Source organism: Ureibacillus chungkukjangi (genome assembly GCF_044795995.1).
In the GTDB taxonomy this organism is placed as follows: domain Bacteria; phylum Bacillota; class Bacilli; order Bacillales_A; family Planococcaceae; genus Ureibacillus; species Ureibacillus chungkukjangi.
The window spans coordinates 3468965-3491573 of record NZ_CP085009.1 but is presented as its reverse complement, the minus strand read 5'-3'; the positions used below and the strand labels follow the sequence as shown (position 1 = coordinate 3491573).

General features: G+C 37.5%; 17 protein-coding genes and 1 riboswitch. Of the genes, 14 read left to right on the top strand and 3 right to left on the bottom strand.

What is annotated here, in order from left to right:
• The first annotated feature begins 19 nt into the window (after positions 1-19).
• The 5 genes from LG296_RS17225 to LG296_RS17205 all read left to right on the top strand — a co-directional run bounded on the left by LG296_RS17225 (position 20) and on the right by LG296_RS17205 (position 8453).
• Positions 20-1867, top strand: coding sequence for a bifunctional homocysteine S-methyltransferase/methylenetetrahydrofolate reductase (locus LG296_RS17225; RefSeq protein ID WP_107936220.1), 1848 nt, complete (start codon positions 20-22; stop codon positions 1865-1867).
• Positions 1860-5291: a methionine synthase gene (gene metH, locus LG296_RS17220; RefSeq protein WP_107936221.1), complete on the top strand. Its 3432-nt coding sequence runs from the start codon at positions 1860-1862 to the stop codon at positions 5289-5291. The genes LG296_RS17225 and metH overlap by 8 nt, the downstream gene beginning before the upstream one ends.
• Positions 5292-5549: 258 nt before the next feature.
• Entirely contained in the window at positions 5550-6578 is a 1029-nt protein-coding gene (locus tag LG296_RS17215; RefSeq protein ID WP_181418078.1) for a fatty acid desaturase, read from the top strand.
• Between the two features lie 137 nt (positions 6579-6715).
• Complete coding sequence (locus LG296_RS17210) at positions 6716-7843, top strand: sensor histidine kinase (protein ID WP_107936225.1); 1128 nt, start codon at positions 6716-6718, stop codon at positions 7841-7843.
• Position 7844: 1 nt separating this feature from the next.
• The gene (locus LG296_RS17205) at positions 7845-8453 is read left to right on the top strand and encodes a response regulator transcription factor (protein ID WP_107936227.1); all 609 of its coding nucleotides are present in this window, start codon (positions 7845-7847) and stop codon (positions 8451-8453) included.
• Between the two features lie 47 nt (positions 8454-8500).
• On the opposite strand, the gene LG296_RS17200 is transcribed toward LG296_RS17205, so the two are convergent.
• From LG296_RS17200 to LG296_RS17190, 3 genes are all read right to left on the bottom strand, one after another.
• Entirely contained in the window at positions 8501-9478 is a 978-nt protein-coding gene (locus LG296_RS17200) for a proline dehydrogenase family protein (RefSeq protein WP_107936229.1), read from the bottom strand.
• A gap of 182 nt (positions 9479-9660) precedes the next feature.
• Positions 9661-10416 (bottom strand): ABC transporter permease, encoded by a 756-nt coding sequence (locus LG296_RS17195; RefSeq protein ID WP_107936231.1) that lies wholly within the window; start codon positions 10414-10416, stop codon positions 9661-9663.
• On the bottom strand, positions 10413-11147 hold the full coding sequence (locus LG296_RS17190; RefSeq protein WP_107936233.1) for an ATP-binding cassette domain-containing protein: 735 nt from the start codon (positions 11145-11147) through the stop codon (positions 10413-10415). Before LG296_RS17190 ends, LG296_RS17195 begins: the two co-directional genes overlap by 4 nt.
• Before the next feature lie 682 nt (positions 11148-11829).
• On the opposite strand from LG296_RS17190, the gene LG296_RS17185 reads away from it, so the two are divergent.
• The 9 genes from LG296_RS17185 (at position 11830) to LG296_RS17145 (ending at position 22601) form a co-directional block, all read left to right on the top strand.
• Entirely contained in the window at positions 11830-13302 is a 1473-nt protein-coding gene (locus tag LG296_RS17185) for a nicotinate phosphoribosyltransferase (RefSeq protein WP_107936235.1), read from the top strand.
• A gap of 14 nt (positions 13303-13316) precedes the next feature.
• Positions 13317-14144: an ammonia-dependent NAD(+) synthetase gene (gene nadE, locus LG296_RS17180; protein ID WP_107936237.1), complete on the top strand. Its 828-nt coding sequence runs from the start codon at positions 13317-13319 to the stop codon at positions 14142-14144.
• Positions 14145-14201: 57 nt separating this feature from the next.
• Positions 14202-14543 carry a hypothetical protein gene (locus LG296_RS17175; protein ID WP_107936239.1) on the top strand — a complete coding sequence of 114 codons (342 nt, stop codon included), beginning with the start codon at positions 14202-14204 and terminating at the stop codon, positions 14541-14543.
• A gap of 189 nt (positions 14544-14732) precedes the next feature.
• Positions 14733-15677: a MoxR family ATPase gene (locus tag LG296_RS17170; protein WP_107936241.1), complete on the top strand. Its 945-nt coding sequence runs from the start codon at positions 14733-14735 to the stop codon at positions 15675-15677.
• Positions 15674-16867, top strand: coding sequence for a DUF58 domain-containing protein (locus tag LG296_RS17165; RefSeq protein ID WP_107936243.1), 1194 nt, complete (start codon positions 15674-15676; stop codon positions 16865-16867). The genes LG296_RS17170 and LG296_RS17165 overlap by 4 nt, the downstream gene beginning before the upstream one ends.
• Entirely contained in the window at positions 16864-19065 is a 2202-nt protein-coding gene (locus LG296_RS17160) for a transglutaminase domain-containing protein (RefSeq protein WP_107936245.1), read from the top strand. The genes LG296_RS17165 and LG296_RS17160 overlap by 4 nt, the downstream gene beginning before the upstream one ends.
• Before the next feature lie 31 nt (positions 19066-19096).
• Positions 19097-19198, top strand: a riboswitch (purine riboswitch).
• A gap of 123 nt (positions 19199-19321) precedes the next feature.
• Entirely contained in the window at positions 19322-20872 is a 1551-nt protein-coding gene (guaA, locus tag LG296_RS17155; RefSeq protein ID WP_282433282.1) for a glutamine-hydrolyzing GMP synthase, read from the top strand.
• Between the two features lie 302 nt (positions 20873-21174).
• Entirely contained in the window at positions 21175-21309 is a 135-nt protein-coding gene (locus LG296_RS17150) for a hypothetical protein (RefSeq protein ID WP_282433283.1), read from the top strand.
• Between the two features lie 299 nt (positions 21310-21608).
• Positions 21609-22601 carry a permease gene (locus tag LG296_RS17145; RefSeq protein WP_107936249.1) on the top strand — a complete coding sequence of 331 codons (993 nt, stop codon included), beginning with the start codon at positions 21609-21611 and terminating at the stop codon, positions 22599-22601.
• Positions 22602-22609: the final 8 nt, after the last annotated feature.

Sequence of the window (22609 nt, the reverse complement as noted above, 5' to 3'; positions counted from 1 at the left end):
TTATAAGGGGATGTCAGAAATGGGACTACTAAAGGCGTTAAAATCCAAGGTATTAACAGCTGATGGAGCAATGGGGACTTTATTGTATGCATATGGTCTAGATAATTGCCACGAAGAAATGAATATCGTAAGGCCCGATTTAATCGAAAAAATTCATCTTGAATACATCACAGCTGGGGCAGACGTTATCCAAACCAATACATACGGAGCAAATTCTATTAAACTTGCACGCTATGGACTAGAAGATAAAGTATCAGAGATTAATAAAGCAGCCGTTTCCATCGCCAAAAAAGCAGTAGGCAATAGAAATCAATTTATTCTTGGCTCAATTGGGGCAATTCGTGGCGTTCGTAAAAGCGATACAACACTCGACGAAATCCTTCTAGCTATTAAAGAACAAGCGATGGTTTTAATAAATGAGAAGGTTGATGGATTGTTACTAGAAACCTATTATGATTTTGAAGAATTAACAGAAACAATTAAATTACTTCGCTATGAAACTTCACTACCAATCATTGCGCAGGTTTCGATGCATGAGCCTGGAATTTTAGTAAATGGGATGAATTTAAATGACGCATTAAAAGAGCTACAGGATTTAGGGGCAGATATTGTTGGAGTCAATTGTCGATTAGGTCCCCACCATACAATTCAAGCCTTTGAAGGGGTAGAGCTTCCAGAAAAAGCATTTTTATCTGCCTACCCGAATGCGTCTTTATTAGATATCGAAGATGGGCGTGTTATCTACGAATCAGAGGTCGATTACTTTGCAAGAGCAGCTGTCCAGCTTCGAAATCAAGGTGTTCGTCTAATCGGTGGATGTTGTGGTACAACTCCAAAGCATATTGAAGCAGCGAAAAAGCTTCTGCAAAATTTAGAGCCGATTGAAGTAAAAGAAGCGATCGTACAAAAAGAAGTCTTCATTCAAGAGGCTGAACCTAGCATTCTAGAACCACTTCATGAAAAAGTGAAAAGGGAACGTTCTGTTATTGTTGAGCTAGATACTCCGAGACATTTAGAAATTGAAGCTTTCGTTGAAGGGGCAAAAACCCTTTATAACGAAGGGGCAGACATTATAATGATGGCCGATAATTCTTTGGCATCCCCCCGGATTAGCAATATTGCCATGGGTTCAATATTGAAGCTGCAGCATGGGATTCGCACAATGCCTCATATTACATGCCGTGATCGAAATCTAATCGGTTTGCAATCTCACATAATGGGGTTAAATGCACTTGGTCTACATGATATTTTAACGGTTACTGGAGACCCGACAAAAGTAGGGGATTTCCCTGGTGCGACAAGTGTTTATGATGTGTCATCCATGGAGTTGATTTCATTAATAAAGCAACTTAACGAAGGGATTTCTTTCTCTGGTAAACCGTTGCGCAAAAAAGCAAACTTCTCTGTTGCTGCAGCCTTTAATCCGAATGTACGGGTACTCGATCGAGCAGTGGCACGTCTGGAAAAAAAGATTGAGCATGGAGCAGATTATTTTATATCTCAGCCGGTTTATACAAAAGAGAAAATCGAAGAAATTTATGAAGCCACAAAGCATCTTTCAGCCCCGATATATATTGGGATTATGCCTTTAACAAGCTTCCGTAGTGCTGAATTTTTACATCATGAAGTACCTGGTATTAAGCTTTCTGAGGAAGTATTAGAAAGAATGAAGGCTTGTGACGGAGATAAAGAAAAAGAGACGGCAGAGGGGATTGCTATTGCAAGGGAACTACTTGATGCGGCGGCAAAACACTTTAACGGAATTTATTTGATTACACCATTTTTAAGATACGATGTGACAATAAAATTAATGCAATATATCAAACAACTTGATGAGCAAAACAAAGGGGTAAAAGCGAATGTATAACCATCTGATAGAAGAACAATTGCAAAAGCGAATATTAATTATCGATGGTGCAATGGGGACAATGCTCCAACAGGAAAATCTAACAGCAGAGGATTTTGGGGGAGAAGAGCTAGACGGGTGTAATGAAAATTTAGTTTTAACTCGTCCGGATGTACTGTCTAAGATTCACCGTGCTTATCTTGAAGCTGGCGCAGATATTATTTGTACCAATACATTCGGAGCAACCCCTTTAGTTTTAAATGAGTATGACCTAGGTGCAAAAGCGGTAGAAATTAATAAACGTGCAGTGGAGTTGGCTTTAGAGGCAGTACAAGAATATTCAACAGAAGAATGGCCACGTTTTGTTGCAGGTGCTATAGGACCAACAACAAAGACTTTGTCTGTAACAGGTGGTATTTCTTTTGATGAGCTTTCCGAAAACTTCTATGTGCAGGCGAAGTCTTTAGTCGAAGCAGGTGCACATGTACTATTGCTTGAAACGAGTCAAGATATGTTGAATGTAAAAGCAGCATCGCTTGGGGTAAATCGTGCCTTCGAAGAAACAGGAAAGCAACTTCCTATCATGCTGTCAGCAACAATTGAGCCAATGGGAACAACTTTGGCTGGTCAAACAATTGATGCTTTCTATATTTCAATTGAACATATCAAACCATTATCGATTGGCTTGAACTGTGCAACAGGACCGGAATTTATGACAGACCATATTCGTTCCTTATCGGAATTATCCACAAGTTACATAAGCTGCTACCCGAATGCTGGTCTACCAGATGAAGAAGGTCATTACCACGAATCGCCGGATTCCTTGTCCATTAAATTGCGTGGTTTTGCAGAAAAAGGCTGGTTAAATATCGTTGGAGGCTGCTGTGGGACTACCCCTGCTCATATAAAAGCAATACGTGAAGCAGTAGGAGGCTATACACCAAGACCGATTCCAACTAATACACATGGGCATGCCGTTTCTGGCATTGAACCACTACAATATGATGATTCTATGCGTCCGTTATTTATCGGAGAGCGTACAAATGTAATTGGATCTCGTAAGTTTAAACAGCTAATCGTGGATGGGAAATTTGAGGAAGCCGCAGAAATTGCGCGGGCACAGGTGAAAAATGGTGCACATGTAATTGATATTTGCTTAGCAAATCCAGATCGCGATGAATTAGAGGATATGACAAACTTCATGCAAGAGGTTGTAAAGAAGGTAAAGGTACCTCTTGTAATCGACTCGACGGATGAAAAAGTAATTGAAGAAGCTTTAAAATATTCGCAGGGTAAAGCAATTATTAATTCCATTAACCTAGAAGATGGCGAAGAACGCTTTGATGCAGTGATGCCAATCGTTAAAAAATACGGCGCATCTGTTGTGGTGGGTACAATTGATGAAACAGGGATGGGTGTAAGCCGCGAGAAAAAGCTCGAGATTGCACAAAGGTCCTATCATTTGTTAACGGAGAAATGGGGGCTTGCTCCTGAAGATATTATTTTCGATCCACTTGTCTTCCCAGTCGGTACAGGTGATGCACAATATATCGGTGCGGCAGAGGAAACAATTGAAGGAATCCGTTTAATCAAGGAGAAATATCCAAATACACTAACTGTGTTAGGGGTAAGTAATGTTTCCTTTGGCTTGCCTCCGGTAGGGCGAGAAGTATTAAATGCTGTGTATTTATATCATTGTACACAGGCTGGATTAGACTATGCGATTGTGAATACTGAAAAGCTCGAACGTTTTGCCTCCATTCCCCAAGAGGAAATCAAGTTAGCCAATGATTTGATTTTTAATACGAATGATGAAACGTTAGCTGTGTTTACAGATTTCTACCGTGATAAAAAGAAAGAGAAATCTGTTGAGGATATTCCAGATACAGTGGAAGAAAGACTTGCATATTACATTATCGAAGGAACTAAGGAAGGGTTAATTCCTGATTTAGAAGAAGCAAGAAAAATCTTTGATACACCGTTAGATATTATTAATGGTCCCTTAATGGCTGGCATGGCAGAGGTAGGTCGTTTGTTTAACGATAACCAGCTTATTGTAGCAGAGGTATTGCAAAGTGCCGGGGTTATGAAAGCGGCAGTTGCTCACCTTGAACAATACATGGAAAAAAATGAAGACAGCTCAGGTAAAGGGAAAGTGGTTTTAGCAACGGTTAAAGGGGATGTTCATGATATTGGGAAGAATCTTGTGGACATTATCCTAAGCAATAACGGTTTTAAAGTAGTCGACTTAGGCATTAAGGTAACGCCTGCCGATCTAATCGAAGCGATTCGAAAGGAACAGCCTGATTTTGTTGGTTTGTCAGGCTTGCTTGTGAAATCGGCACAGCAAATGGTAATCACGGCACAAGACTTTAAAGAAGTGGGGATTGATGTGCCAATTTTAGTAGGTGGAGCAGCCTTATCGAAACGATTTACTGAAACGAAAATTGCTGCACAGTATGATGGTCCGGTAATTTATTCAAAGGATGCTATGCAGGGTCTTGATCATGCGAATCGTTTAATGAATCCACAAGAGCGTGGTGTTCTAATACAAGAGCTGCAAGATTCTCAGGAAAAAAGGCTGTTGGCAGATGAAAAACGTGCGGCGCGACCGCAAAAGCTTGTAGCTGAAAAACCGGTACGAACGGTGAAGGATTCCCGTATTTTTGTGCCGCGAGATTTAGTGCAGCATATTAAAAGAAATTATTCAGTTGCCCACTTACACCCTTATGTCAATATGAGGACGCTTATTGGCCATCATTTAGGCTTAAAGGGGAATGTGGAAAAGCTTTTAGCAGAAAAGGATGAAAGAGCTACAGAGTTACATGAACTGGTAAATGAATATTTAACATCGGATTTATTGTCTCCTTCAGGCATGTATCAGTTTTTCCCAGCCCAAGCCGACGGGGACGATGTAGTTGTTTATAACCCGGAGGATACTAAGCAAGAAATTGAAAGATTCCATTTCCCGAGGCAAAAAGAGGCGCCATATCTTTGTTTAGCTGACTTCTTAAAAACAGTGGAAAGTGGCGAGATGGACTATGTGGCATTGATGGTAGTAACTGCTGGACATGGTGTAAAAGCTGTTGCTGATCAATTAAAAACTGACGGTAAATTCCTGGAAAGTCATGCACTTTTAGCAACTGCTTTAGAACTTGCAGAAGGCTTTGCAGAACGACTTCATCAAGAAATTCGTGATGTTTGGGGATTCCCAGACGGAACAGATTTCACCATGAGAGAGCGTTTTGCAGCTAAATACCAAGGCCAACGCTTCTCGTTCGGTTACCCAGCTTGCCCAAACTTAGAGGATCAGGAGAAGCTATTTAAACTCCTTAAACCAGAACAAATCGGTGTAAATCTAACAGAAGGCTTCATGATGGAACCAGAAGCAAGCGTATCTGCAATGGTATTCGCACACCCAGATGCACGATACTTTAATGTTTAAAATAGGAATGGAGAAAAAACGTAATGTTATGTTTTTTCTCTATTTTTTTGTGGAATATTAATATTGTGTGTGTACCAGGTACACACACAATTCTCGCACAATTTGATCCAAGAGATGCTGGATTCCCAAAAATTAGGACCTGGTCATATGACATTTGTAATGAAATAAATGTGATGTTTGCTTCTACTTTGGAAAGCGTTCTTTTTTTACAATGTTGTTAGAGTAACAAAACGAAGAAAGAGGGTATGGATATTGGCTATGACTGATGCTGAAAAGACAAAACAGTTACGTAAAGACGTAGCACCTTTTGCAAAATCACAGTTAAAAATTAGTATATTACAGATTATAAATACGATTGTTCCGCTTCTTGCTATTTGGGCGGCTGGTTATTACCTATTACAGTTTTCGCCGTGGTATACAGTAGCCTGCAGTATTCTTGCTTCTGGATTTGTAGTTCGGACATTTATTATTTTCCATGATTGTACACATGGCTCGTTCTTTAAAAATAAAAAAGCAAACGCAATTATCGGAAATATATCGGGAATTTTGACTTCATTTCCTTATGAAAAATGGAAAAGGGAGCATATGATTCACCATGCTTCTAGCTCAAATTTAGATAAACGCGGTATCGGCGATATTGAAATGTTAACGGTGGATGAGTATTTAGAAAAATCTAAACTAGGACGCTTAGGGTATCGTTTATACCGTAATCCGATTGTGATGTTTGGTTTAGGGCCATTGTTTTTAGTGTTAGTTGCGAATCGAATGAACCGTAAAGATGCAAAGAAAAAAGAACGTTTAAATACGTATTTTACAAATGCAGCATTAATAATAATCTGTGCAACTTTAATCGTTGTAACTGGCTGGCAAACATTTTTACTCGTTCATGGAATCACGATGTTTGTATCAGGCGCATTAGGAATATGGTTATTTTACATTCAACATACCTACGAGGATTCGTATTTTGAATACGAAACAGATTGGGATTATGTAAAAGCAGCTGTTGAAGGAAGTTCTTATTACAAATTACCGAAAGTACTGCAGTGGGTAACTGGGAACATTGGATTCCACCATGTTCATCATCTAGCGCCACGCGTACCGAATTATAATTTGGAAGCGGCTCATGAATCCATTCCTCCTCTACAAAAAGCAACAACGATTACATTAAAAACAAGTGTAGAGTCAATTCGTTATAAGCTGTACGATCCGAAGAATAAAAAATTTATCTCCTTTAAGGAGATTGAACAATCATTACGAGTTAAAAACGGAAAGTCTGTTCAAGCATAAGGGATGTTTCAAGAAATACATTGGGGTGTTTTAATAGAAATCACGGTGATGCCTTTAGTGGTAACACCGTGATTTTGTTATACTGATAAATAAATGAGCTCTACTCAATGAAAAATTTAAGAAGTGTGAGGAATGCTATGCAAAGCTGGTATACAATTTTACCGAAAAATCCATGGATAAGTGTTTATGTTTGGGTAATTTTTTGTATTATGCCATTCTATTTCATTATCCGGTCATTATCTCTTCTCGAAATAATTATCGGGATTGTATTTATTTTACTGTTCTTTTTATCGCATTATTTTTCTTTTAACTCAAAAAGTGCATTGCTGTATATGTGGATTAGCTTTGAAATGGTTTTAAATATCGCCATGACCTTAATGTATGGATATGTATATCTATCGCTATTTACTGCTTTCTTTATAGGGAATTTTAGAAATACGGTAGGATTCTTTATCATGTATGGCTTACATATCGGTTTTACAATTCTGTCGATCGTAGCTGGGTATTTTCTTGATTTAGATTTATTTCTTTCTCAAACGCCTTTTATTATTGTAACGGTAGTTGGGGTCGTGTTATTGCCGTTTACTTTATATAGTAAAAATAAAAGAGAGAAGCTGCAGGGCCAGCTAGAAACGGCAAATGAACGTATCGCAGAATTAATTATTCATGAAGAACGTCAAAGGATTGCAAGAGATCTACATGATACATTGGGCCAAAAGCTTTCAATGATTGGCTTGAAAAGTGATTTAGCTAGTCGTCTGGTTGAGAAGAATCCACAAGAGGCTATTCGAGAAATAAAAGATATTCGTCATACTGCGAGCATAGCGTTAAAGGAAGTGCGAGAACTAGTTTCCGATATGCGTGCGGTTAAGCTGCCAGAAGAGATAGCAAGAGTGAAGCAAATTTTGAAGGCTGCTGAAATTGACTATGAAATAAAAGGGGAGAAGGTTGAATTGCACTTGCCCGTATTAGTGGAAAGTGTACTAAGTATGAGTTTAAAAGAAGCAATCACAAATGTAGTGAAGCACAGTGAAGCAAAAAAATGTAAAATAATAATAGAAAAAAATGATAATGAAATATTTCTAACGGTTTATGATAATGGTAAAGGATTTAATGAAAAGTTAAATATTGCGGGGAACGGTTTGAAAGGAATGAGAGAGCGTTTAGAATTTATAAACGGATCTGTTCAAATCGAAAGTAAAAATGGCACAAAGCTATTAATCAGTGTTCCGCTTGCCATTACACATCAGAAAGGAAGTGTATGACATGATTCGAATTGTGATAGCCGAAGATCAAGGAATGTTACTTGGTGCGATGAAATCACTTCTTAATATGGAAGATGATATGGAAGTAGTCGGGATTGCTAAAAACGGCGAAGAAGCAGTTGAGCTAGTTGATGAACTAAAGCCGGATATTTGTATTATGGATATAGAAATGCCGATGAAAACAGGCTTGGATGCTGCAGAAAGCCTGCAGGAAAAATCAGATTGTAAAATCATAATCTTAACCACATTTGCCAGACCTGGCTATTTTGAAAGAGCGAGAAAAGCTGGTGTACGTGGGTATTTGTTGAAGGATAGTCCCATTGAGGAACTAGTGAACTCTATTCGAGTAATTATGGATGGGCGTCGTATTTATGCACCAGAGCTTGTCGACTTTGTATATGAGGATGATAGTGAAAATCCGTTAACAGAGCGCGAAAGTCAGGTGCTAGAGCTGGTTGCGGAGGGAAAAACAACGAAGGAAATTGCAGCAGAGCTCTTTTTGTCTGCAGGTACAGTGCGAAATTATATCTCTACAATTTTAGATAAGCTTGGTGTAGGCAATCGAATTGAAGCCATATCCAGGTTTAAAGAAAAAGGTTGGAATAAATAAAAAGGATGCCAAGAAAAGTTGAACTTTTCTTGGCATCCTTTAATTTTTTATCTCGATTTTTTAGTAAGACGACCTAAAACGAATGCAGCTGCAGCTACGCCTAGAACCGTGTTTGTTTTCTTAGTGAAAACTTGTTTTGTTACTAGGTTAAGGTTTTGTGGACGTTCTGCTAAGCGACGCATAAAGTAACCGTACCAATCATCACCAAATGGTACATACGTACAGAAATTATAGCCCTCTTTAGCTAGCTCTAATTGCATTTCTTTACGGAAGCCATAAAGCATTTGGAATTCAAATTTATCGTTAGGGATATTATGATCCTTCACGAATTGTTTTACGTGGTTAATTATATTATGGTCATGTGTTGCGATTGAAGTGAATTTACCATTTAATAAATGATATTCGATTAACTCGATGAAGTTTAAATCGATATCGTTTTTATCTTGGTAAGCAACCTCTGGTGACTCTTTATAAGCCCCTTTTACGATACGTAAACGATAGTTTTTATATTTTTCGATATTTTCTTTTGCATTGAAGAAATACGCTTGAATTACAGTACCAACATTATCGTACACTTGTGTGATTTTTTCCATCATATCAAAGGACGGTTGAAGGCGGTCATAATCCTCCATATCAAAGTTGACATGGATATTGTATTCATGTGCTTTTCCTACGATTTCCATTAGGTTTTCGTAACAAAAATCGAAGTCGATATCTAAACCAAGTTGAGAAGGCTTTAGTGAGACATGGGCATCTACATCATTTTCATGGATAGCTTCAATTACAGCAAGGATTCGTTCCTTAGCGTTTGTAGCTTCTGATTTTTCGTAAACAAATTCACCTAGATTATCTACAGTACAAGAAATACCTTGAGCATTTAGTTCTTTCATGCTTTCGATAACCTCTGGGATGTTCGTACCTGCAACTACACTTTGTGCACCCATTTTTAAACCATATTTCTGAGCGGCACTGTTTAAGAATTGGTTCTCAGATAAAGTAATGAAAAAATCACGTAATACTGGCATAATTGGTACCTCATTTCTATTTTTACAATAATTATAGCATACAGGAAAATAATAATATTAAATTGGGAAAAGTACAAATTTTCTCATTTGTGAAGTCTGAATTTTTTAAAAGAAAAGATTCTATTTAGCAAGATTATGAAATTTAATTCAATCTAGAACGAGAACTTCTTAAAGCTCGATATTTAGCTAAGTTTTCGCAGCAATTGCATTCGCTCATTGAATAAGGAAGGGTAGCTTAAAAAACCGATTAAAATACTAGAGAGAGCAGCGGTAGTAAGTAGCGCGAAAATGATTAGTAGTTGGAACTGAACTGCTTGTACTGGGTCTGCACCGCCTATAATTTGTCCGCTCATCATTCCGGGCAATTGAACAAGCCCGATTGTCTTTTGACTTTCTATAGTAGGAATCATACTAGCCCGTATAGCGTTTTTTAATTGCCCATGAATTGCTTGCTTTGGTGTACCACCCAGGGACAAAATAAGCTCGATTTGATCGTGGCTTGACTCGATTTCTGCTGTAAAACGGTTTAAGAACAGGATGGAGAGTACCATCGAATTACCGATTAACATACCGCTTATTGGGATGATGTATTGGGCTGTTGCTGGTACTATTTTGAAGCCTAAAAGTATGGCTTGTGTAACAACCTCTATAATAACGAGGGTAACTGCAATCTTCCAAGTGATGCCTTTAATAGCTTGTCCCTTTTTTCGAGCGTTTAACGTAGCAGTTAGAATCATTAATGAAATCATTAACAAAATATAGATAAAGCTTTCTGCGTTAAAAACAAACTTTAATACATATCCTACTGCAAGTAATTGAACAATGGAACGAATTGTTGCAATGATTGTATCTTTCTCTAAATCTAACTTTAATGCTTTGGATAGGATAAGTGGAAATAAGACAAAAACTAATGCTAAAGAGAGAGTTGTATAAGTCATTTTTCCAATACCCCATTCGTAAATCGTTGAACCATTTCATTACTTGAAGTACTTAGAATATCACTCTCGCCACTTTCTAATAATTGACCGTCCATTAAGATCCATGTAAAGTGACCGATTTTTTTTGCTTGTTCAATATTATGTGTAATCCAAACGATTGTTACCTTGGATTCTTTGTTGATTTTTAAAATAAGCTTTTCAATGTCGCTGGCAGAAGTAGGGTCGAGCGCTGATGTGATTTCATCAAGTAGAAGGATTTTAGGTTTATTTACTAGTGTGCGCGCAATTGCTACCTTTTGCTTTTGTCCTCCCGACAATTCCTCTGCTTGACGATATAAAAAAGTATGCTCAAGTCCTACAACTTCTAAAAATAAAATCGCTTCTTTTTCAGTTAATTTTTTCTGCTGCAGCGCAAATGGAAGAGCGATATTATCAAACACTGTCCCGCGAATAATAGGTGCGTTTTGAAGAACGATTCCTATGTTTTTTCGGAGAGTGGTAGGCTTGATTGAAAAGAGAGGGGTAGAATCTATAAATAGCTCTCCTGAACTTGGTGAAATAAGACCGTTGCACATTTTTAATAGTGTGGTTTTTCCGGCTCCAGAAGGACCTACAAGGGTAGTGATCTTCTCTTTATAAAATGAACCGTTAATAGTATTTAGTATGGATATTCCATCGACTTCATAAGAGACATTTTCAAATCTAATAGCTGTAGCGTTTGTTTGTTTCATGGTTTTTCTCCTAATGTGTAAAGCTTAGCAATATTATAACGCTGGTTTTGAGTTTGATAAAATAGGTTTCTTTTTATTTTTAGCGTCAAAAAAAAGCTAACTCGTAAGATTTGGGGGCACGAGTTAGCTAAAAGGTATTGATAACTAGCTTGCTAAGGGGAACAAGTCTAGTAATCGACAATAGGAGAAAAGAAAGACTTTCCTTGAAGTTAATTGTTAAGAAGTAATCTCATTGAAATTATAAAAGAAGTTTCTGGATTGTATTCTTAGCTCAATTAGCTTCGTGTTACTATATCTAACATATTAATCTGAATTAGCAAAAAAATCAATAGGTTTTAAAAAATTTGCGTTAGGTTTTCTTACGTATTTAGAGATTGATAGTAAATATCAGAATTTATTTATCATGTAAACGCTATATTTTGGAATTAATGATTTGTTTTTCTTTTATGAACTTGTAAAATTGATGATAATGATGTTATGAAATGTGACATATCTCTATCTGGTGTTCAAAAAAAGAGGTAAAATTGAAAGTATAGTTGCTGAAGGAACTATCGGTTGTAGATTTAAGGAAAAGTGAAGCGTCTCCAGGAAGGGCCAACTTTGGTTGATTCCGAGTTTTTCTAATTTATTGTTAAATAGTGTATACTATGACTAATTATGAAACTGGAAGAAGGGGCATCATATGAAATCGAATTATGCTGACGATAGCTTAACTTTACACACGGATTTATATCAAATCAATATGGCAGAGAGCTATTGGGCGGATGGCGTCCACAATCGAAAAGCTGTTTTTGAATTATATTTTAGAAAGCTACCTTTTGGAAACGGATATGCAGTGTTTGCTGGATTGGAAAGAATTCTGCAATACTTAAAGGATTTTCGTTTTTCGGAAAGTGACATTGCATTTTTATCAGAAGAACTAGGCTATAAAGATGATTTTATTGCCTACTTAAAAAATCTAACCTTCACTGGATCTGTTTATTCTGTGAAAGAAGGGGAACTTGTATTTGCAAATGAGCCTCTTTTAAGAATTGAAGCGCCGCTTGTAGAAGCGCAGTTAATAGAAACGGCCCTTTTAAATATTGTGAATTATCAAACCTTGATTGCGACAAAAGCAAGTCGTATTAAGCAAATTATTAAAAATGAAGGTTCAGCAGAATTTGGCTCGCGTAGAGCGCAGGAAATGGATGCGGCTATTTGGGGTTCTAGAGCGGCAATAATTGGTGGCTTTGATTCTACATCAAATGTTCGTGCAGGGAAGCTTTTTAATATACCTGTTTCTGGAACACATGCACATGCAATGGTACAAGCGTATCGTAATGAGTATGAGGCGTTCCATTCTTATGCAAAGCGACATAAGGATTGTGTATTTTTAGTGGATACTTATAACACCTTGAAATCAGGTGTGCCAAATGCGATTCGTGTTGCAAAGGAATTAGGCGACAAAATTAATTTTGTTGGCATTCGATTAGATAGTGGAGACATCGCTTTTCTATCGAAGGAAGCAAGGCGTATGTTAGATGAAGCAGGCTTTACAGATGCCAAAATTATTGTATCGAATGATTTAGATGAATATACAATTTTAAATTTAAAAGCACAGGGTGCAAAGGTAGATTCTTGGGGAATTGGTACAAAGCTGATTACTGCGTATGATCAACCTGCATTAGGTGCTGTCTATAAATTGGTTTCCATTGAAAATGAAGCAGGTGAAATGGAAGATACTATTAAAATTACTGCAAATGCAGAAAAAGTTTCTACACCTGGTTTGAAGAAGGTTTATCGAATTATTAATAGAGAAAATGGAAAAGCAGAAGGCGATTATATTGTAATGGCTGATGAAAATCCTCAAGTTCAGGAACGCATTAAAATGTTCCATCCTGTGCATACATTTATCTCGAAATTTGTGACGAATTTTGATGCAAAGGAAATGCATGTAAAAGTAGTGAGTGAAGGGAAGGTAATTTATAATAGTCCTTCCGTTTGGGAAATGAAGCAGTATGCATTAGAAAATTTAGAGCTATTATGGGATGAATACAAGCGTTCCATGAATCCAGAAGAGTATCCGGTTGACCTAAGTAAAAAATGTTGGGATAACAAAATGCGCAACATTGAAGAGGTTCGTAATATGGTTCATGATATCGAAGAAAATCTCTAAAGGAGTGATTTTTCATGCAAGAATTGCAAAAACAAATTATTGAAGAGTTAAAGGTATTGCCGGAGATTAATCCACAAGAGGAAGTACGTAAATCCGTAGACTTTTTAAAGGCGTATGCAAAAAAGCATTCGTTTGTGAAAAGCTATGTGATTGGAGTAAGTGGAGGTCAGGACTCAACTTTAACTGGAAAGCTTATTCAGCTCGCTGTTGACGAGCTGAATGAAGAAGCTGGCGAAGAGAAATACTCCACAATTGCTGTCCGTTTACCTTATGGAGTGCAGGCTGACGAGGCGGATTGTCAGGATGCTCTAGCTTTCATTCAACCTACAAAATCGCTTGAAGTAAATATCAAAGCGGCGGTTGATGCAAGTGTAGCTTCCTTAGAAGCAGCTGGAATTACTTTGAGTGATTTTGCAAAAGGAAATGAGAAGGCTCGTGAACGTATGAAGGTGCAATATTCGATTGCAGCCATGAATAATGGAGTGGTTGTTGGTACAGACCATGCAGCTGAGGCTATAACAGGCTTCTATACGAAATATGGTGATGGTGGTGTCGATTTAACGCCGATTTTCCGCTTAAACAAACGCCAAGGTAAGCAGATTTTAGCTCATTTAGGCTGTCCTGCACACCTTTACTTAAAAACGCCAACTGCTGATTTAGAGGAAGATCGACCAGCATTGCCAGATGAAACTGCATTAGGTGTAACATATGATGTTTTGGATGATTATTTAGAGGGTAAAGAAGTACCGGATGATGTAAGAAATATCATTGAAGGGCATTATTTAAAAACTCAGCATAAACGTCATATGCCGATTACAATTTTTGATGAGTTTTGGAAATAGTAAATGACTAAGTGAAATTATTCTCATACTATATCTAACAAAAGGAGGTAAGTGTGAATGCGGACTACTCGTGTATTAGCTGGTCAGGATAGTATTTTTAGAAACTCGAGGCAATATTTGCATTCGAATGAACAGGTTTTTCGTGTAATGCAAGAAGGTGAGCTTAGCCAGTATACTGGTGGGCAAAGAAATCGAAGAAGAAGAAAGCAAAGAGAAAAAAGTGCTTCATCAAAAAGAGTTGTACTAAAAACGAATGTGAAAAGTATAGCTATAAATGGGCTGCATTTTGATGCTATGTCAATTTCCTCGTTGCAAAATCGTTTGAAAAAGCATATTGAGCGAATAGAAAATGCTAGAAAACAAGTAACTTGCATTCATGCTTACCGCTCATCCATTTAATAGTAATAGTGTCTCAATAGACTATTGAGGCATTTTTTTTGTGTAAATATTTGAAGAGAAAACAGTTCTGTAAAATTTTAGGTAATTTTTCGGTGGAATTATTGGAATCGTTGCTACTTTTAGTTTATGCTTTATATATAATGTGTGTAAATTCTGACTATTTTTAGAAATTTTGGAGGATTGGTACTAGTGCATAGACAAGTTAAGGCGATAATAGAGAATATAGAAAAAGTAATGATAGGAAAGCGTGATGTAGCTGAGCTCAGTGTAGTTGCACTGCTGTCGGGAGGGCACGTTTTACTTGAGGATGTACCAGGTGTCGGAAAGACGATGATGGTAAAAGCGTTAGCTAAATCAGTAAGCGCGGAGTTTAAACGTATTCAATTTACACCTGATTTACTTCCGTCGGATGTGATTGGTGTTTCGATCTATAATCCGAAAACCCTCCAGTTCGAATTTCGACCAGGACCTATCATAGGAAACATAATTTTAGCAGATGAAATAAATCGTACCTCTCCAAAAACTCAATCAGCTCTTCTGGAAAGTATGGAGGAAGCTTCTGTAACGATTGAAGGGGAAACTCTGCAAATTAAAAAGCCGTTTTTTGTAATGGCGACACAAAATCCAATTGAATATGAAGGTACATATCCATTACCGGAAGCCCAATTAGATCGCTTTTTACTAAAGATAAAAATGGGCTACCCTTCCGCGCAAGATGAGGTGGAAGTATTACGTCGCGCTGCGAATTCTGAACCGATTGTTAATTTGTCACCGGTTATTTCCCTTGAGGAGCTTTTAGAGCTTCAAGAGGAAGTGAGAAGTGTATATATTGAAGACTCCATTAAGAGCTACATTGTTCAGCTTGCTAGAGCAACTAGAAATGTGAGTGAAGTGTATTTAGGTGTAAGTCCACGTGCATCTATCGCCTTGATGAAGGCAGCGCAAGCCTATGCAAAAATGCAGGATCGTGACTATGTGAAGCCAGATGATGTACAGTATCTAGCTCCATTTGTATTTGGCCATCGTATTATCTTAAAGCCAGAAGCAAGATATGAAGGTGTAACAACAGAGGATATAGTCAATCGAATCATCAATAAGTCAGTTATCCCGATTAAAAGGTATGCTGAGCAATGAAAAGGCTAAAAAACTATCTGCAGGGTGGTGGGCGATTTATCGCCATCATTGTACTAGCAGTTATCACATTTAGTTATGCGATGTTTCAAGGGGGATTTGTTAGTTGGTTTGTATTTTATTCCCTTACGCCCTTTCTGCTCTATTCCTTGCTACTAGCATTTGCTCCGATTCATATATATGAGGTAAGTCGTGAGGTTACGCCTTCTAAGCTCCATCGTGGAGATTCGGCTAAAATAACGGTTAGCTTTCGAAATAAGACATGGATTCCACTGATATTTATGACTGTTCAAGAACTTGGGATAGATCGTAATTCGAGTAATTATCAAGGTCGCTATAACCAAATCTATTTTGTTGGTTGGAAAAGAAAGTTTGAATGGTCCTATGAATTGAACGACATGAAACGCGGTAAAATGCAATTCCAGGGCATTCAATTTACCTTTACAGATTTTTTTGGATGGACTATTCGTACAAAAGTGGTGGAAGAGGATAAATCAGTGGTCATCCTTCCAAAATTATCAACAATTAAATATAAACCATTACAGATGCAATTTGAGCATGGTGGAGTAGCGGCACCTTTTTCAATGGTTAAGGATACGTCTCTAGTAACAGGAGTAAGAGATTACCAATCAGGAGATAAGTATTCTTGGATTCATTGGAAATCCTTTGCGAAAAATGAAACGTTGCGGACAAAGGAGTTTGAAGATCGGCAAACTCAGGATATTTTCCTTGCGATTGACCAGTCCTCGGAAAAGAATTTTGAACATGCTGTAGATTTAACTGCTTCAATTCTGCAAAGTGTTATTAAAAATCATGGTGATATTTCATTTTTATCGACAGGAGAAAAGAGGGAGATTTTCCCGAAGCTGAAGTCTCAAAGTCGTTTGGAAAAAGTAATGCAGCATTTAGCGGTGGTAAAACCGGATTCGAAGCAGTCGATTGATGCTATTCTTGCAAATGAGATGGCACTAATCAATGCAGCGACACTAGTTCTAGTTACAGGAGAGCTTTCTAAGGAATTGAAGGACTTCTTCGTGAATAGCTCGAAATTTGCACGAGGTATTGTTTGTTTTGTAGTTTCTGGGAAGAATGAAAAAGTGGTAGAAAAACGCTTAAGTGTAGCCAATGTGAAGGTGATTCATATTGCAGAGGAGCAATTCGAAAATGCATTCACGGAGGTGATGAAGCCGTGAAGGAGAAAACTTTTAGTTTAATAGAATTAGCGATTTACTATATTGTTATATTCTTTATATTACGAGAGTGGCTTGTTCCAGTAATGGAGCTGACAAACACGGGGTTTTTGGAATTGATTATGCTATTTATAGCATTATGTCTGGTGCTTAGCTTATTTCAAATTCACTTCTTAATTTCCGGACTTATTAAATTCGCATACATTATCTGGTTTATCGTTTTTGTATATGGAGGAGTCTTTGTTTTATCAGCTGAGGGAATCGATTTTTTATTTAACGATTTTCAAACGAATATCGCAGCTGTTTTGCGAGCAGATTGGCTACATATCACAAATCCGTTCCGAACATTCTTATTCTTTATCTTGATTTGGATGTTAATTTATTTGATACATCACTGGATTGTTGTACGAATGAGTGTTTTTTATTTCTTGTTGTTAACAGTATTCTTTGTCGGAACACTTGATACTTTCACGGAATATGATGGGTCATTTGCCATTGTGCGAGTAATGGTGCTTGGTTTAGCTTTAACAGTCTTTTTATTAGTAAAGCGTTTATTAAAACAAGCAAATATTACGTTAGATTTGAAGAAATATCTCAAATTAGCTGTACCGGCTATTTTGTTAGTTTTTGTGATGAGCAGTATCGCGATTTACCTACCGAAATTCTCTCCTCAATGGCCAGATCCCGTGCCGTTTATTAAATCTGCAACGGGGCAAGGTGGCGCGGAGGTTAATGGAGGGGGCATTTCAAAGGTAGGTTATGGTGAAAATGATAGTAGACTGGGTGGCTCATTTGTTGCTGATGATACAGTTGTGTTTTTAGCTGAATCGGAAACAAAGCAATACTGGCGTATAGAAACAAAGGATCGATATACATCCAAAGGCTGGGAGGATTCGGGTTACTTCCAAGGGGAGCTTAGTGTATTTGAGCATCAGCAGATTATAGAGACTTCTTTGCCGGTTGGTCCTGAAGAAGATACGAAAACAGCTACGGTTGAAGTGGTAAACCCATATGATTTTATTATCCAGCCTTATGGTATGAAGTCTGTTACCTCTGCAATGGTATCGGTACTTCCAAATCTTGAATTCATGTTGTCATTGGATACAGAGAAAATCGTGACTTACGTAGACCGTGCTCCAACTGAGTTGCCAGGTTATACATTAGAGTATAGTAAACCAGTTTATCTATACAGTACTTTAAAGAATCCGACTGAAGAGATAGATCCGGTTCTTTTTGAGCGTTATTTACAATTGCCGGATACATTGCCTACTAGAGTCAGAGATTTAGCGGCGGAGATTGTGGGAATAAGAGAAACTCCGTACGACAAGGCAAGAGCAATCGAAATGTATTTCAAGCAAAATGGATTTCGTTATGAAACGGATAATGTAGCGATTCCTTCAGAAGAACAAGACTATGTAGATCAATTTTTATTTGATACGAAAATCGGTTATTGCGACAATTTCTCAACTTCAATGGTAGTATTATTGCGTTCGTTAGGCATTCCAGCTAGATGGGTAAAAGGATTTGCCGGTGGAGATGTAATCGATAATCATGGATCATCTAGTACCTACCAAATTACGAATAATGATGCCCATTCTTGGGTAGAGGCTTACATTCCGAATGTTGGCTGGATGAATTTTGAGCCGACGATTGGATTCAACAATTCTCGTTCGATTGAATATGACTTAAGCACAGATGATTATGAAGAAGAAGTCCTAACTGTTGAAGAGGAAACAGAGCCTGATGAAAAAATTGAAAAAGAAACAGAGCCTAAAAAAACAGCCGCCGAAGAAAGTCAATTCTTTGAGAATATCGCGAAATTCTTTGAGCAAAATAAATATATCCTTATAGGTATTTTACTGTTAGCTCTAGTTGGAGCATTTATCCTCTATAAGATACGCAGAAAATGGTTGCCGAAAGTATATGGAAAGCTATATAGACGAAAAGAATTAAATGAATCTAGGTTTGAGGCTTCTTTCTTACAATTATTAAAGCTCTTAGAGATGAAAGGATTCAAACGTAAAGAAGGACAAACCCTGCAAGCCTTCGCAAAAGAAGTGGATTCCTACTTTGAAAATGGGCATATGTCTCTGTTAACGGCTGCTTATGAGCAAACAATCTATTCAAAAGATGCTTCGGCAGTGAATGTGCTGCAAATGAGAGAAAGTTGGGAATATTTAATCAATCAGATAACTAGTTGATTTTAGCTTATATTAAGAGTAGAATTTAGAAAAAATATAATTAGGCTGCCTTCATATAAGTCCGATAATAGGGTTCGGATGTATCTACTAAGTTACCTTAAATAACTTATCTATGAGGGCGGGTATGGCTATGCCTTGCGCATACGCTCTATCCGCCTTGTCTTCAAACCATGAACGCGTCAGAAAGATTTCTTTTTGAACGCGTTTTTTTACAAAGAAGCAAGAGCCTTTAAAATTTAGAAGAGGTGTAAATAGCGTGACGACTCCATTGTTAAAAGAACAGGAAAAAATCGTGGTACTCGATTTTGGTAGCCAATTTAATCAATTAATTACACGTAGAATTCGTGAATTCGGTGTTTTCTCAGAATTACATCCACACACAATTACGGCTGAAGAAATTAAAGAAATGAACGCTACAGGGATTATTTTCTCTGGTGGTCCGAACTCTGTATACGATGAAAAAGCATTCAAAGTAGACGAAGCAATCTTTGACTTAGGGTTACCGATCTTAGGGATTTGCTACGGAATGCAGTTAATGTCTTATGCTTTAGGTGGTAAAGTTGAAGGTGCAGACCATCGTGAGTATGGGAAAGCGCAAATCAATATTACTGCTGACAACCAATTATTTGGTGAGCTTCCAAAAGAACAAGTTGTTTGGATGAGTCATGGTGACCTTGTAACAGAAGTACCAGCTGGATTTGAAGTGATTGCAACAAGTGCATCTTGCCCAATTTCTGCAATGCAAAATGTTGAACGCGGCTTCTATGCGGTGCAATTCCATCCAGAAGTACGTCACTCTGTATACGGTAACGATATTTTACGCCAATTCGTATTTGATATTTGCCATGCTAAAGGTGACTGGTCAATGGCAAACTTCATCGAAATCGAAATGAATAAAATTCGTGAACAGGTTGGTGACAAACAAGTTCTTTGTGCATTATCCGGTGGGGTAGATTCTTCTGTCGTAGCGGTTTTAATACATAAAGCAATTGGTGATCAGTTAACTTGTATGTTCGTGGATCACAACTTAAACCGTAAAGGCGAAGTTGAACAAGTAATGAAAACCTTCACTGAAGATTTCGATATGAAAGTTATCAAAATCGACGCTCGTGAACGCTTCATGAGTAAACTAGAGGGTATCTCAGATCCAGAGCAAAAGCGTAAAATTATTGGTAACGAATTTATCTACGTATTTGACGAAGAATCTGCAAAATTAAAAGATATGGACTTCCTTGCTCAAGGAACTCTTTATACCGATATTATTGAATCAGGTACTGCAACAGCCCAAACAATCAAATCTCACCACAATGTTGGTGGGCTTCCAGAGGATATGAAGTTTGAGTTAATTGAACCTTTAAATACTTTATTTAAAGACGAAGTACGTGCTTTAGGTCTAGAGCTTGGCTTACCTGAAGAAATCGTATGGCGTCAACCATTCCCAGGTCCTGGCTTAGGAATCCGTGTTCTTGGCGCAATCACAGAAGATAAATTAGACATTCTTCGTGAAGCTGACTACATCCTGCGTGAAGAAATCAAAAATGCCGGTCTTGACCGTGAAATTTGGCAATACTTCTGTGTACTTCCAGACATCCGTTCAGTAGGTGTTATGGGGGATGCTCGTACGTACGATTACGCAGTAGGCATCCGTGCCGTAACGTCCATCGATGGCATGACATCCGACTGGGCCCGCATCCCTTGGGACGTACTAGAAAAAATCTCAGTACGTATCGTCAACGAAGTAAAACACGTAAACCGCGTGCTGTATGACATTACGTCTAAGCCACCTGCTACTATTGAGTGGGAATAGGATTGTTAAGTAATATAATCTAACTATTATTAAATCCTCTTTTAGTTATTTTGCAACAAGTAACTAGAAGGGGTTTTTATTTTGATCAAAATACATGATCAAAAAGTAAAAAGAATGCCATTTGGCGATGAATTATTTTATATTTAAATAAGTTTTTCATGTTTTTACTGATATCTGTAAGGTTAGGGAGTACACTAATAAAGTAAAAAGGTTTACTTCAGTAAAATAAGCTAAATTATATTTGTTGAATAGATTCTCTTTAAAGACAAGAAAAGTAGGTGAACAAAGTGGGGAAATATCAATTGGATAACAAAGGTCAGGCAGCAGTGGCGAAGTATCATGAAAAAAACAAGCCTGCCCAATTTGATAAAAAGCAACAGCTAGAAAAAATTCGTGCGGAGTATTTGAAAAAGAAGCAAGACCAAACAGATAAATAATATCAATGAATGAATATATAGGAATACTAAAATTTATCATATGTTATTCTTCTATGAAAATTGAACAGATTTTGTGGTTTGTAAATTTAATCTCCTTTCTTTGTGTTTTGCAAAGAAAGGGGACTTTTTTTATGCACAAATTTAAATAAATAGGAATTATTACGATTTGAATTAAATACTATGTTATGAGAAGTCTATTTTTAATTTTAATTTGGACAAGAGACAAACTATTTTATTGGTGCACCGAAGCTCGCTATCAGTACTAGTAAAAAATCTAACTAATGAAAAGAGGAGATTGGATGCAATATAGGCAGAAGAGGTCAGGCAAACTCTCAACAGTATTTGTGGTAGGAATTTTAGTGTTATGTCTCGTTCCGCTTTTTCTAAAAACGAGTTCACTAACAATTTCAAACTCTTTTCTCCAATTAAATACGATTTTTCTTAGTATTTTAATTGAAGCCATTCCTTTTGTTTTAATAGGGGTACTGATTGCAGGATTTATTCAAATTTTTATAACGGAGGATCATATCCGGGCATGGATACCGAAGAATAAATTTTTAGCAGTGTTGATGAGCTGCGTGGTAGGTGCAGTGTTTCCGGCCTGTGAATGTGGAATTGTTCCGATTGTGCGCAGATTAATAGGAAAGGGAGTACCTTTATATGCTGGGGTCGGTTTTTTACTAACGGGCCCGCTTATTAATCCAATCGTGATTTTGTCGACCTATATGGCCTTTGGAAATAATAAGGAGATAGCTATTTTGCGTATGGGGGTAGGTTTTGCTGCGGCGTTGGCAATAGCTCTAGTTGTTAGTGTGTTATTTAAAACCAACCAACTAAAAAATGCTAAGGAGCTTCAGCGTTCGAAAACAAAAGCTAAAAAACAGCCTCTTGTGCCCAGAATAAGCGAAATGTTCAAGCATTCAATAGATGAATTTTTTGATATGAGTAAATACTTGATTGCAGGTGCCTTTGTTGCAGCGTTTCTACAAACCTATGTATCTACACAGTCTCTTCTTCAGTTAGGGAACACTCAAGTTCAATCGACGCTGGTCATGATGGCTCTAGCCTTTGTTCTATCACTGTGCTCAGAAGCGGATGCATTTATTGGGGCTTCCTTCAGAAACGTTTTTCCAACTACTTCCATTTTAGCCTTTTTAGTTTATGGACCAATGATTGATTTGAAAAATACAATTATGCTTTTAAGTGTATTTAAGGCGAAGTTTGTTTTTGTTTTATTTGTCCTTATTACAAGTATTGTTTTCTTGTTTGTAACCTTATCGAGCTTACTGTAGGAGGTGCA

Coding starts and splice junctions, on each gene's coding strand:
- LG296_RS17225 (WP_107936220.1), top strand. CDS start 20: ATGGGACTACTAAAGGCGTTAAAATCCAAGGTATTAACAGCTGATGGA.
- LG296_RS17175 (WP_107936239.1), top strand. CDS start 14,202: ATGCGGACTACTCGTGTATTAGCTGGTCAGGATAGTATTTTTAGAAAC.
- LG296_RS17200 (WP_107936229.1), bottom strand. CDS start 9,478: ATGCCAGTATTACGTGATTTTTTCATTACTTTATCTGAGAACCAATTC.
- LG296_RS17210 (WP_107936225.1), top strand. CDS start 6,716: ATGCAAAGCTGGTATACAATTTTACCGAAAAATCCATGGATAAGTGTT.
- LG296_RS17205 (WP_107936227.1), top strand. CDS start 7,845: ATGATTCGAATTGTGATAGCCGAAGATCAAGGAATGTTACTTGGTGCG.
- LG296_RS17185 (WP_107936235.1), top strand. CDS start 11,830: ATGAAATCGAATTATGCTGACGATAGCTTAACTTTACACACGGATTTA.
- LG296_RS17215 (WP_181418078.1), top strand. CDS start 5,550: ATGACTGATGCTGAAAAGACAAAACAGTTACGTAAAGACGTAGCACCT.
- LG296_RS17190 (WP_107936233.1), bottom strand. CDS start 11,147: ATGAAACAAACAAACGCTACAGCTATTAGATTTGAAAATGTCTCTTAT.
- LG296_RS17195 (WP_107936231.1), bottom strand. CDS start 10,416: ATGACTTATACAACTCTCTCTTTAGCATTAGTTTTTGTCTTATTTCCA.
- LG296_RS17165 (WP_107936243.1), top strand. CDS start 15,674: ATGAAAAGGCTAAAAAACTATCTGCAGGGTGGTGGGCGATTTATCGCC.
- LG296_RS17145 (WP_107936249.1), top strand. CDS start 21,609: ATGCAATATAGGCAGAAGAGGTCAGGCAAACTCTCAACAGTATTTGTG.
- metH (WP_107936221.1), top strand. CDS start 1,860: ATGTATAACCATCTGATAGAAGAACAATTGCAAAAGCGAATATTAATT.
- nadE (WP_107936237.1), top strand. CDS start 13,317: ATGCAAGAATTGCAAAAACAAATTATTGAAGAGTTAAAGGTATTGCCG.